The sequence below is a fragment of the Cellulomonas taurus genome, from assembly GCF_012931845.1.
GTDB classification, from domain to species: Bacteria; Actinomycetota; Actinomycetes; order Actinomycetales; family Cellulomonadaceae; genus Cellulomonas; species Cellulomonas taurus.
Genome location: NZ_CP051884.1, coordinates 2670088 through 2682068 on the forward strand (window position 1 = coordinate 2670088; position 11981 = coordinate 2682068).

The 11981-nt window shown below is 69.8% G+C and carries 11 protein-coding genes; 9 read left to right on the top strand and 2 right to left on the bottom strand.

Annotated elements, in window-relative coordinates; genetic code table 11:
• Positions 1–18: 18 nt before the first annotated feature.
• The 7 genes from HGK68_RS12365 (at position 19) to HGK68_RS12395 (ending at position 7297) form a co-directional block, all read left to right on the top strand.
• On the top strand, positions 19–1185 hold the full coding sequence (locus tag HGK68_RS12365) for an Mrp/NBP35 family ATP-binding protein (RefSeq protein ID WP_206155748.1): 1167 nt from the start codon (positions 19–21) through the stop codon (positions 1183–1185).
• Positions 1186–1667: 482 nt separating this feature from the next.
• Positions 1668–2408: a DeoR/GlpR family DNA-binding transcription regulator gene (locus tag HGK68_RS12370; protein ID WP_246260355.1), complete on the top strand. Its 741-nt coding sequence runs from the start codon at positions 1668–1670 to the stop codon at positions 2406–2408.
• Between the two features lies 1 nt (position 2409).
• Complete coding sequence (gene galT / locus HGK68_RS12375) at positions 2410–3612, top strand: galactose-1-phosphate uridylyltransferase (protein ID WP_169166235.1); 1203 nt, start codon at positions 2410–2412, stop codon at positions 3610–3612.
• On the top strand, positions 3609–4832 hold the full coding sequence (gene galK, locus HGK68_RS12380; protein ID WP_169166236.1) for a galactokinase: 1224 nt from the start codon (positions 3609–3611) through the stop codon (positions 4830–4832). Before galT ends, galK begins: the two co-directional genes overlap by 4 nt.
• A 220-nt stretch (positions 4833–5052) precedes the next feature.
• Positions 5053–5829 carry a hypothetical protein gene (locus HGK68_RS12385; RefSeq protein WP_169166237.1) on the top strand — a complete coding sequence of 259 codons (777 nt, stop codon included), beginning with the start codon at positions 5053–5055 and terminating at the stop codon, positions 5827–5829.
• Entirely contained in the window at positions 5826–6350 is a 525-nt protein-coding gene (locus HGK68_RS12390; protein ID WP_169166238.1) for a hypothetical protein, read from the top strand. Before HGK68_RS12385 ends, HGK68_RS12390 begins: the two co-directional genes overlap by 4 nt.
• 116 nt (positions 6351–6466) lie before the next feature.
• The gene (locus tag HGK68_RS12395; protein ID WP_169166239.1) at positions 6467–7297 is read left to right on the top strand and encodes a hypothetical protein; all 831 of its coding nucleotides are present in this window, start codon (positions 6467–6469) and stop codon (positions 7295–7297) included.
• Here HGK68_RS12395 and HGK68_RS12400 read toward each other — a convergent pair.
• Positions 7294–7812 carry a winged helix-turn-helix domain-containing protein gene (locus tag HGK68_RS12400; protein ID WP_169166240.1) on the bottom strand — a complete coding sequence of 173 codons (519 nt, stop codon included), beginning with the start codon at positions 7810–7812 and terminating at the stop codon, positions 7294–7296. The genes HGK68_RS12395 and HGK68_RS12400 overlap by 4 nt on opposite strands.
• A 52-nt stretch (positions 7813–7864) precedes the next feature.
• On the opposite strand from HGK68_RS12400, the gene HGK68_RS12405 reads away from it, so the two are divergent.
• On the top strand, positions 7865–9361 hold the full coding sequence (locus tag HGK68_RS12405) for an MFS transporter (RefSeq protein WP_169166241.1): 1497 nt from the start codon (positions 7865–7867) through the stop codon (positions 9359–9361).
• Between the two features lie 208 nt (positions 9362–9569).
• On the top strand, positions 9570–10787 hold the full coding sequence (locus tag HGK68_RS12410) for a hypothetical protein (RefSeq protein ID WP_169166242.1): 1218 nt from the start codon (positions 9570–9572) through the stop codon (positions 10785–10787).
• A gap of 40 nt (positions 10788–10827) precedes the next feature.
• Here the strand turns inward: HGK68_RS12410 and HGK68_RS12415 are convergent, their stop codons facing one another.
• Complete coding sequence (locus HGK68_RS12415; protein ID WP_169166243.1) at positions 10828–11631, bottom strand: exodeoxyribonuclease III; 804 nt, start codon at positions 11629–11631, stop codon at positions 10828–10830.
• Between the last annotated feature and the right edge of the window lie 350 nt (positions 11632–11981).

An 11981-nucleotide genomic window follows, 5' to 3' on the forward strand; every position in this document is an offset into this window, starting at 1 on the left:
CGGCCTACGATGGACGCCATGACCGCCGCCCTGGACCACCGCGATCCCGAGGCGGTCGCCGCCGCCGTCCGTGCCGCCCTCGAGCACGTGATCGACCCGGAGATCCGCCGCCCGATCACCGAGCTGGGCATGGTCCGCTCGGTGGACGTCGACACCAGCGCGGACGCCGGGGCGATCGTCACGGTCGGCATCGACCTGACCACCGCCGGCTGCCCCATGCGCGACACCATCACCAAGGACGTCACGGGTGCCGTGCAGGCGCTGGACGGTGTGCACGAGGTGCGGATGGCGATGGGCGTGATGAGCCCGGAGCAGCGCGCCCAGCTGACCGAACGCCTGCGCGGCGGCGCGGAGCCGGTGATCCCGTTCACCCAGCCCACCTCGCTGACCAAGGTCTATGCCATCGCCTCCGGCAAGGGTGGGGTCGGCAAGTCGTCGGTCACCGCCAACCTGGCGGCGGCGCTGGCGTCCGACGGGCTGCGGGTCGGGGTGGTCGACGCCGACATCTACGGCTTCAGCCTGCCCCGCATGCTCGGTGTCACCCAGCCGCCCACCCGGGTGGACGAGATGCTGCTGCCGCCGATCGCGCACGACGTGAAGGTCATCTCCATCGGCATGTTCGTCCCGCCGGGCCAACCGGTGGTCTGGCGCGGACCGATGCTGCACCGCGCCCTCCAGCAGTTCCTCTCCGACGTGTTCTGGGGCGACCTGGACGTGCTGCTGCTCGATCTGCCCCCCGGCACCGGCGACATCGCGATCTCGGTCGCCCAATTGCTGCCCGGCTCCGAGCTGATCGTGGTCACCACCCCGCAGACCGCCGCCGCCGAGGTCGCCGAGCGCGCGGGCTCCATCGCGGCGCAGACCCGCCAGCAGCTGGTCGGCGTGGTGGAGAACATGGCCTGGCTGGAACAGCAGGACGGCACCCGGTTGGAGCTGTTCGGGTCCGGCGGCGGGCAGCGTGTGGCCGAGAACCTGTCGAAGCTGTCCGGCGCCAACGTCCTGCTGCTGGGGCAGATCCCGCTGGACATCCAGCTGCGTGAGGCCGGTGACGGCGGGACGCCCGTCGTGCTGTCCGACCCTGACTCCCCGGCGGCGGTCGCGTTGCGCGACGTGGCACGCACCCTCGCCTCCCGGACGCGAGGCCTCGCCGGCAAGTCGCTGGGCCTCACCCCGATCCGGCACTGACCGCGGCACGCGGCCGGGTCCCGCGCGGGGCGCTCGGCCCGCATCCCGCGCGCCGCGTCCGGGGTCCCGGGTCTCGCATCCCGGGTCCCGCGTCCGCGCCCTGCGTCCGCGCCCTGCGTCCGCGCCCTGCGTCCGCGCCCAGCGCCCGGATCCCGCGCACCGCGCACCGCGCCGAGACTACGAATTTTGACGCTCCCAACCCTGCGGCAGCGTCGGTTTCCGTAGTTTCGGCAGCTCAGCGCGGCTCGGCGCAGCTCAGCGCGGGTCCGGCGCGGGTCGGCGCGGGTCGGCGCGGGTCCGGCGCGGCTCAGTGCGGGTCGGCGCGGGTCCGGCGCAGCTCAGCGCGGGTCCGGCGCGGGTCGGCGCGGGTCGGATCGGCTCGGCTCGGCGGCTCGCGCAAGGAGGTGTTGGTTTTTGTTCGGTTGTGGTGGATACTGACATTCGTGCTGGCCAGTCAGAGACAGGATCGGATCGTCGCCGAAGTGCGCGATCGCGGGGCGGTGCGGGTCGCCGACCTGGTGGAGCTGTTGGACGTGTCCGAGATGACCGTCCGCCGCGACATCACCGAACTCGATCGCGCGGGTCTGGTGCGCCGGGTACACGGCGGTGCTGTCGCCCCGGACACGCTGGCCCGTCCGACCGACGAGCCGGGCTTCCAGGCCAAGACCAGCTGGGCCGCCGCGGAGAAGGAGTCCATCGCGGCCCTGGCGGCCCAGGAGATCGCGCCCGGGCAGGCCATCGCGCTGTCGGCCGGGACCACGACCCACCTGCTCGCACAGCGGATCGCCGCCGAACCCGAGCTGCGACCGCTCACGGTCGTCACCAACTCCTTGCCGGTCGCCGAGACACTGCACGGCGTCCCGGCGGTGGACGTGATCCTGACCGGCGGGTCCCGCACCCCCTCGGACGGACTGGTCGGCCCGGTCGCCGATGCGGCCCTGGCGACATTGCGGGTGGACCGCCTGTTCCTCGGCGTGCACGGCTTCGACGCCAGCGGGCTGATGACCCCGAACCTGGCCGAGGCCGCCACCGACCGCGCCCTGCTGCACGCGGCCGCCGCGGTCACCGTGCTCGCCGACCACACCAAATGGGGCGTGGTCGGCCTCGCCCACATCGCCCCCCTGGACGCGGTGGACACCGTGATCAGCGACGACGCACTGCCCACCGAAGCCAGGACCGCCCTCACCGATGCCGGATGCGTCCTGCGGACCAAGGAGCACTGAGATGACCGACTCCACCCTGCTCACCCCCGAGGTGCGCCGCACCCGGACCTCGATGGCGGATGGGCGGGATCTGTTCTACTTCGACGACTCCCCCGCCTACGTCAGCGGCGAGCACACCCGGCGACTGGACGACCCCCGGCCGCTGCCCGACCGGTTCGCCCCGGTGGTCGGCGAGGACGGGGTGGCCCGCCCGGTGACCGGGCCGGAACTGCGCCGCGACCCGCTGACCGGTGACTGGATCCCGATGGCCGCTCACCGGATGAACCGCACCTTCCTGCCACCCGCCGACGCGAACCCGCTGGCCCCCGCGCGCCCCGGCGCCGCGTACCAGGACGGTGAGATCCCGGACACCGACTACGACGTCGTGGTGTTCGAGAACCGGTTCCCGTCCCTGATGGCGGTCCCGGGCGTCCCGGACGAGGTGACCCTGCGCGACGGCGAGGAGCTGTGGCCCACCCGCCCGGCCGCCGGTCGCTGCGAGGTGATCTGCTTCAGCTCCGATCCGACGGCATCCCTGCGCACGGTGTCCCCGCGCCGGATGCGGACCATCGTCGAGGCGTGGGCCGACCGCACCGCCGCACTGGGCGAGCTGCCCGGCATCGAGCAGGTCTTCGCCTTCGAGAACCGGGGCAAGGAGATCGGCGTCACCCTGCACCACCCGCACGGCCAGATCTACGCGTTCCCCTACCTGACCCCGCGCACCGAGGCGATGCTGGCCCAGGCCCGGGAGCACCACGACCGCACCGGCCGCCTGCTGGGCAGGGACGTCCTGGACGCCGAGCTGCGCGCCGGTGAGCGGGTCGTCCTGCAGTCCGAGCACTGGATCGCCTACGTGCCCTTCGCAGCGCGCTGGCCGGTCGAGGTGCACCTGGCCCCGCGCCGGGACGTGCCGGACCTGCCCGCGCTGACCGATGCCGAGCGCGACGACCTGGCCGGGGTCTACCTGGAGCTGCTGCGCCGGCTCGACCTGTTCTTCGAGCAGCCGGACGGCACCCCGATCCCGCTGCCCTACATCTCCGGCTGGCACCAGGCTCCGGTCCGCGCCGGCCGGGAGCTGTCCCGCCTGCACCTGCAGCTGTTCTCCGTCCTGCGCGCCCCCGGCAAGCTCAAGTACCTGGCGGGCGTCGAGTCCGGCATGGCCGCCTGGATCAGCGACACCACCCCCGAGCGGATCGCCGCCCGACTGAAGGAGCTGGCCCGATGACCACCTGGATCGACGCCTGGCAGCCCGCCGACGGCGCTGACCGCGCGCGGGCCCTGTTCACCGAGCGTTTCGACGCCGAGCCGAACGGCGTGTGGTCGGCGCCGGGCCGGGTCAACCTGATCGGCGAGCACACCGACTACAACGGCGGTCTCTGCCTGCCGTTCGCCCTGCCGCACCGCACCTACGTCGCCGTGCGCCCGGTCGACTCGGACCGCATCCGCCTGATCTCCGCCCAGGAGGAGGGCATCCGCGAGGTCGACCTGTCGACCGTCGCCCCCGGCACCGTGCAGGGCTGGCCGTCCTACGTCGCCGGGGTCGCCTGGGCCCTGCGGCAGGCGGGCCACGCGGTGCGCGGTTTCGACATCGCCGTGGACTCCTGCGTGCCCTACGGCTCCGGACTGTCGTCGTCGGCGGCGCTGGAGTGCGCGGTCGCCGTCGCTCTGGACGAGCTCTTCGACCTGGGGCTGGCCGCCACCGACCAGGGCCGGACCACCCTGACCGCGGTCTGCGTCCGGGCCGAGAACGAGATCGCCGGCGCCAACACCGGCGGCATGGACCAGGCGGTGTCCCTGCGCGGCCGGGCCGGTCACGCGCTGGAACTCGACTGCCTGGACGACTCGGTGCGGCACGTGCCCTTCGACCTCACCGGCCACGACCTCGCCCTGCTGGTGATCGACACCCGCGCCGAGCACTCGCACGCCGGTGGCGAGTACGCCGCCCGCCGCGCCGAGTGCGAGCAGGCGGCGACGCTGCTCCAGGTCCGGACCCTGCGCGAGATCACCCCGGACGGCCTGGGTGACGCCCTGGCCGGCCTGGCCCGACTCACCGGTCCCGAGGGTGACGGCTCGGCCGCCGCCGAGGTGCTGGTCCGTCGGGTCCGGCACGTGGTGACCGAGATCGCCCGGGTGCAGGAGTTCGTGGAGCTGCTGGCGGCCGACCGCGTGGACGAGGTCGGTCCGGCGATGGACGCCTCGCACGCCTCGCTGCGCGACGACTACCAGGTCTCCTGCCGCGAGCTCGACCTGGCCGTGGACACCGCCCGCGACGCGGGTGCCCTGGGTGCCCGGATGACCGGCGGCGGCTTCGGCGGCTCGGCGATCGCGCTGGTGCGGACCGGGGACGTCGAGTCGGTGGCCGAGGCGGTGGCGGCCGCGTTCGCCGGGGCTGAACTGCGGGCGCCGACATTCCTGGTCGCCACGCCGGAGGGCCCGGCCGCCTAGGCGGCCTCTAGCAGAAACTAGACGACACCGCAGCGATTCGTCGGCACATGAGTGTCCGCGAGGGCGGATTTAGGTGACACCGCCGAAGCCTGAGTAGTACAAACCCGTCTTTTCGCGCCGAAATTTGAGTATCCCTGAAGCTTGCCCTGGCGATCCACGCGGTGGCAACCTAACAACACAACCTTCCTCAGCCGCAAAGCAGAGGGGATATACACTGATCATGCGCGCCAGACTCAGACTGATTGATCGCATCGTTGGGTCAACGATGACCATTGCCTTCACTGTCGCCGCCTTAATTGTCTTCGATCCAGCGGCAGGCGAGGCAGTCGCCTACTCCAGCTCAGTATCCATGCGCATTATCTCGTCAGGATGCTCTTCGAGTACCTGGCGAGGGGCCATCAGCAACTCCTACACAAAGGGATATTGGCCAACATATAAAGCTCAGCAATCATCTGGCTCGGTACGCTACTGCACCACAAAGCTGCGCGCCGCCGACGCCAATGACGAGGCCGACTACTATGTCCTCGATTCGGTCGCCTCATGGTCGAACTCCGCGCGGAGCAACTTTCATCTCGCAGCTCCCTGGAGCCAGAAGGTCAGTTCCTCGGTCGCCGCGAGACGTTCGGAGTACAGCGCGACACCCAGTTTTTTCAGAAGCACCGGAACAGTTAACTTCTCGATTGGCGCCAGCTTCGCGGGCATCTCGCTATCATCACCCCAGTCGTTCCGGCTTGGCACTCAGGTGACCCGAGCAACAAATACGACGCGCGGCGCGAGCTGGAAAGGCGCAGATGCGTCAAAGGTCTCCAGCACCGAGTTGATCTATGCGCAAGCTGTAGCAGAGAATACCGTGCCCAAATACACAGTGACCTATTCCCGGCCCGCGTACTCGTATTCCTGGAGCCGAGTGAAGCAGTGCCGAGCGACGAACTGCTGGACAGGATGGAAGCCCCAGCTCTCCGGGGCCGCACAGAGCCAGATCACCCACACGCGATGACCAGCGGCACAGCACTGAGAAAGACGATCGGCACGCTGCTCGCGTTACACGCCATTGCGATATCAGCTGCAGCATGTACTCCTGGTCAGGCAACACCGACACCAACAGCGAGCAATCCGTGGGTCACGCCACTCGCCGAGAACTATTTGAAGGCCGTCACATCAAATGACCCAGAGGGCTTGCGCGATCTGGTCGCCTATGTGGTCGGCAACCCGCTCCCAGGGTCTGGCAACGTCGTCATCGGCAGCCACATCCCCGACTCGTGTCTCCAAGCGGAGATCGACGGCATCATCCGCGCAGGGGTCAAACCTGACTCGTCGATCGAAATCGTCTCGATCGGTGCATCCGACGTGGAGGTGGAGGGCTCACCAGCGAACGTCTCCTATGCGATCGAAACCATTCAGTTCGGGACTCGAGCTGGCGCGACGATCGGCCGTGGGGTTGTCGAGATGGCCGATGGTGCACTTGTCCAGATGGAACCTAACGAAAGCTGCGATTCATTGATTGAGGCAGAACAATGAGGCTAACAGGCCTTTATGACATAATTTCGACACCGCTAACACTCCTGAGCGCTTCCCTTCTATTTCTTTGTGGGTGCGCAAACGAGAACGGGGAATCCCCGCCGCGACCCACTGCAGTGACGTGGACACCCGGCGAACTCGAAGCGATTGTCAACGAGATCGAATCGAGCACCTCGGAAACCGACCCTGTCGAGGACATGAGCAGCGCCATCGAGGGGCTAGTATCCGTTTGCATGAATGAGGCGGGATTCGATTACACCCCGATCACCACGCTGCCTGTCAACGATCTGTCTAGCGACCTCGATTTCTCTTTGCGAGACCGGGCCAGCGCCGCCACGGAGGGCTACGGCATAGCCAGCGAGGGGTTTGGACCTGGCGAGCGGTCCACCACCGCTTCCAGCAACCCCAACGATGCCTATCGTGAATCCTTGTCAGCAGCTGGATTACAAGAATATGAGGCCGCACTTTACGGCTCTGTCACCGAAACCCAATCGGATGAATATGAATGGCGAAGCGCAGGATGTTATGGTTGGGCGGAGCACGCTGTTGCAGGACGCGCGCCTAGCGTCGACGCGAGTGGTGGTCTTAAGGAGGAGATCGACATATTTTGGCTAAGCCTCGCCGACGATCCTAGGCTTGTCGAGGTCAATGATGCTTGGCGGTCATGCATGGAGCGTTCAGGTTATGTGGGATTAAGCAATCCGAACACCGCGCCGGCTGAACTGTGGCTCGAATATGAAGCGTTAGGGTCAGAGCAGTCGACCACGATGTTGGAAATCGATGAGTTTCGAGAGCGTGAAATTAGGCAGGCCACCGACGACTTCGACTGTCGAGAATCAACTCATTATTCCGCCGAAGTCATGCGGATCGAGCACGAACTGCAATCGGAGTTCGTCGAGATGCATCGAAGCGAGCTGGACGCGTGGCTCGCCGCGACATCAGGCTAGGCGCCTGGTTCCGCTGGCTCAGCGATCCGCCCGGCGTCCAGGTGCATCGCGAACAGCATCGAGTACGGGTCCCCGCCCGGGGTCGGCTCGCGCTCGGCCAGCTCGGCGAAGAAGCCGTCGATCCGGTCCAGCAGCTCCGCGTGTTCCGCGGGCGAGAGCCGGACGCCGAGCCGGGTCATCTGCACCGAGTCGTCGGGTGCCTCGGCCAGCTCCTCCAGGAAGGCGTTGACCATCACCTGCTGCTTGCCGGGGAACGGTGGGATCCGCCAGGACTTGCCGGTCGACCGGTAGGGCACCTCCCGGGACCCACGCGCGCCGCGCCGGACCGGCTCGGCGACCAGGAAGCCGCGGTCGACCAGGGTGCGGACGTGATGCAGGACGGTCGCCGGGTTCTTGCCCAGTCGCTCGGCGATCTCCCGGTTGGTGCGCGCCTCGTCCAGGCACAGTCGCAGGATGCGCAGGCGCAGGGTGGAGGCGAGGGCGCGGGCGTCGGCGTCCGGATCCGGCTCGATCATGCCCCCATGCTACTGATTGACATTTCCCAATCAGTCGCGGGACCCTCGGCGCATGTCCTTGATCCGGCACGCCGACTTCCGCCGACTGTGGGTGGGCGACGCCCTCGGTCAGCTCGGCGCACAGCTGACCGGACTCGCACTGCCGGTGCTCGCCGTGCGGCACCTCGCCGCGACCGAGGCGCAGATGGGGCTGCTCACCGCAGCGGAGACCGCCGCGTTCCTGGTGATCGGTCTGCCGGTCGGCGCCTGGGTGGATCGGATGCGCAAGCGCCGGGTGCTGATCCTGGCCGACCTGGTGCGTGCCCTGACGCTGGCGGTGGTGGTGCTCCTGGCGCTGACCGGCCACGGGTCGATGCCGGTGCTCTACGTCGGCGCCCTGGTGATCAGCGCGGCGTCGGTGTTCTTCGACGTCTCCCACCAGTCGTACGTCCCCGGGCTGGTCGGGCTGGAGCGGATCGGCGAGGGGAACGCGAAGCTGCAGGCGACCCAATCGGTGGCGATGGTGGTCGGGCCCGCGCTCGGCGGCGCGCTGTTGCGGGTGATCAGCGCACCCCTGGTGATCGCGGTGAACGCGGTGACCTACGTGCTCTCGGCACTGGCGGTCGGCCGGATCCGGGCGCGGGAGGAACTGCCCCCAGTGCACACCCGGCGTCCGCTGCGGGTCGAGATCGCCGAGGGACTGTCCTTCGTGCTGCGCCAGCCGCTGCTGCGCCGGATCGTGGCCTGCACCGGGATCGCCAACCTGTTCTCGGCGGTGTCGGGGGCGCTGGTGGTGATCTTCGCGCTGCGCGAGCTGGGGCTGGACGAGGCGGCGTACGGCACCACCCTGTCGGCGTCGGCGGTGGGCGGACTGCTGGGGGCGGCACTGTCGGATCGACTGGCCCGCTGGATCGGTGCGGGGCGGATCGTGCCCCTGTCGGCCGTGGCGTTCGTTCCCGGCACCGTGCTGACGCCGCTGGCGGCGATCCTGCCCGTGCCACCGCAGCTCACGCTGATCGTCGGCGGCTTCGGATTCTCCTTCGCGGTGGTGGTCTACAACGTCGCGCAGGTCAGCTTCCGGCAGCGGCTCTGCCCGCCCGCGTTGCTCGGGCGGATGAACGCGTCGGTGCGGTTCATCGTGTGGGGTGCGATGCCGCTGGGCGGGTTGCTCGGCGGGTGGCTGGGGCACGTGTACGGCGTCCTGCCCACCCTGTGGGTCGCGGCGGTCGGGACGGCGCTGTCGACACTGCCGGTGGTGTGGTCGCCCCTGATCCGGATGCGGGACCTGCCTGGTGCCGAAGAGCCGGTGGCCGCCGCGGCGGGGACCGAGCGGACGGACATCGCGTCACCGGCGGCTGGGGGTGCGGACGTCCCGAGACCGCCCGCCGTCGGGCCGGACGCGCACGTCCCGCCACCACGTGCCGAGGGGCAGGATGCGACCGACCGTCGGCCGTCGGCCGTGGGCTCGGACGCAGACGTCCCGAGACCGCCCGCCACGGGGCCGGGCCCGCACCTGCCGCCGCCGCCCTCCCAGGGACCCGACGCGCACATTCCACCGCCGCTCCCGTGAGACCCGACGCGCACCCGCCGACACCGCCCCCGTGAGCCCGGACGCCACACAGGGCACCGACCCGGTCACCACGCCTGTGACGACCAGCGAGGAAGGTTGACCGCGCCACCCGTCCGGGCGACATATCGCCCGCGCAGCACTCATTCGACCGCCGCACATCCTGACGGTTTTTCGCGTTTCGAGCCCGCGACCAGGCATGATGAGAATCATGCTCCGCCTGATCCTCTCGGCCGTCGTCGGCATGTTCGCCGCCTCCCTCGCACTGTCGATCATCGACGTCGACCGGGGCGCCGGGGCGTGGTTGCCCGCCACCGGCACCCTGATGACGATCCTGTTGGTGCTGGTCAGCATCGGCAAGATGTTCGCCGGGAACTCCAGTGCCGCGGTCAAGGACGTGGAGGCGGCCGACCGGGACGGCCGGGTGTTCTTGGCCAAGATCCTCGATGTGCGCGCGACCGGCAGCACGTTGAACGACAACCCGTTCTGCGAGATCCGGGTGATCGCCCAGCCGCGCAACCGCCCCGCCTACGAGACCACCTTCCGGGCGCTGATCAACCTGGGTCGACTGCCCAGTTACCAGCGCGGCGCGATCGTCGTCGTCGCCCAGCCGGACGCCGACCGGCCCGAGATCGCCCTGCTGGAGAACCCGCCGCTGCACTGGCAACGTCTGGCCGAGACCGACGAGCGCCTGCGGGCACTGGACTCGGCGCCGGAGTGGACCCTGCCGCCCGCCAAGGGCCGGGACCGCAATGGGCTGCTCCGCATCCCCGCCGTGCTGCTGCTGGTGGTGTTCCTGCTCGGCGCCGGCATCCGGATCTGGCCGGTCCGGGAGGAGGCTCTGGCCGCGGTGCAGGGCCGCACGCCGGAGTCGGCGAGCGCCGGCGGCACGATGATCGACGGCTCGGACGGGGACGACGAGGACGACGAGCCCCTGCTGTTCACCCCGGAGCAGGCGCAGCGGGTAGCGAACGACCTGGTCGCCCTGTCCGGGGTCACCCAGTTCACCGACGTCCACCTGATGCCGCACTACGCCGTCGCCGACGGCCTGACGACGCCGGACGCCGTGACCACGGACACCTGGAACTGGCGCGATGGCAAGGCCGAGCACGACGGCGCCGAGCTGATCCAGCCCGACGCCGCCGACCTGCCGAACCTGCTGTTCGACATCACGACGGTGAACTGGTCGCTGGTGCAGGGCATGGTCGACCAGCTGCCCGGTCTCACCGGCATCAAGAACGTCGATCCGAGCGTCTACGTCCGCCGTGCGGTGTCCGACCGAGTGGGGACCCCGGTCGAGTTCTCCCTCAGCACCAGCGACGACTACTACAGCGCGTGGATCACCTTCGACGCCAACGGCCAGGTCGCGGAGATGAGCGGCGGGCACCCGGACTCCCCCGCCGCGCAGTGGGAAGCCGCCAACGGCTGAGCCGGGTGCCCGGGATCCGCGTCAGTGGCGGACCCCACCGTCAGACCTCGTAGTCGACCACCATCGGCGCGTGGTCGCTCCACCGCTCGTCGTAGGTCGCCGCCTTGTCGATCTCCACCGACCGGACCTTCTCGGCCAGCCCCGGTGTCGCCAGCTGGTAGTCGATCCGCCAGCCCGCGTCGTTGTCGAACGCCTGCCCGCGCCAGGTCCACCAGGTGTACGGCCCGGGACCCTCGCCGCCGTGCTCCCGACCCAGGTCACGCCAGCCCAGCTCGTCGAACCAGCGGTCGAGGTAGGCGCGTTCCTCGGGCAGGAACCCGGCGTTCTTCCGGTTGGTCCGCCAATTCTTGAGGTCGACCTCCCGGTGGGCGATGTTCAGGTCACCGGCGACGATCACGTCCTGCCCGGACCCGACCAGCTCGGCCAGCCGCTTGGTCACCACGTCCAGGAAGGCGTACTTCTCGTCCATCTTGGGCGTCCCGGCCTGCCCGGAGTGGATGTAGGCCGACACCACCGTCAGGCTGCCGCCACCCGGCAGCTCCAGGTCGGCCTCCACCCAGCGGCCGGTGTCCACCGGCACCCCGGTGCCCAGGCCGATCCGGATCGCGCTCATCGGCAACCGGGACGCGATCGCCACCCCCGCGCGGCCCTTGATCTCGCAGGCCTCGTGCGCCAGGTCCCAGTCGGCGGTGGCGAGGAAGTCGCTGAGGATCTCGTCCGGGGCGCGGACCTCCTGCAGCAGCATCACGTCCGGGCGGCGCGCGGCCACCCAGTCACCCATCCCCCGCTTGTAGGCGGCTCGGATCCCATTCACGTTCGCAGTCGCTACCAACACACCCACCATCCAACCCCACCCCACCCACACGCCCGTCCGTGCACCGGCCACGCACTCGTCGCGAGGTCGGCAGTTCGGACCGCTAGAGCCCGGCGAACTGCCGACCTCGGGCGCGAGCGCACGAGGTCGGGCGCGAGCGCACGAGGTCGGGCGCGAGCGCACGAGTTCGGGCGGTGGGGCGGGGCGGTGGGACGGAGCGGGACGGCGGGGCGGGCCGGCGGGGCGGGACGGTTGGCAAGGGACGGTGGGGCGGGACGGCGGGGCGGGACGGCGGGGCGGTGGGCAAGGGACGGTGGGGCGGGGCGCGGTGGGCAGGACGGCGGGGCGGAGCGGTGGGTCGGGGCGGGGGGGCGAGAAGA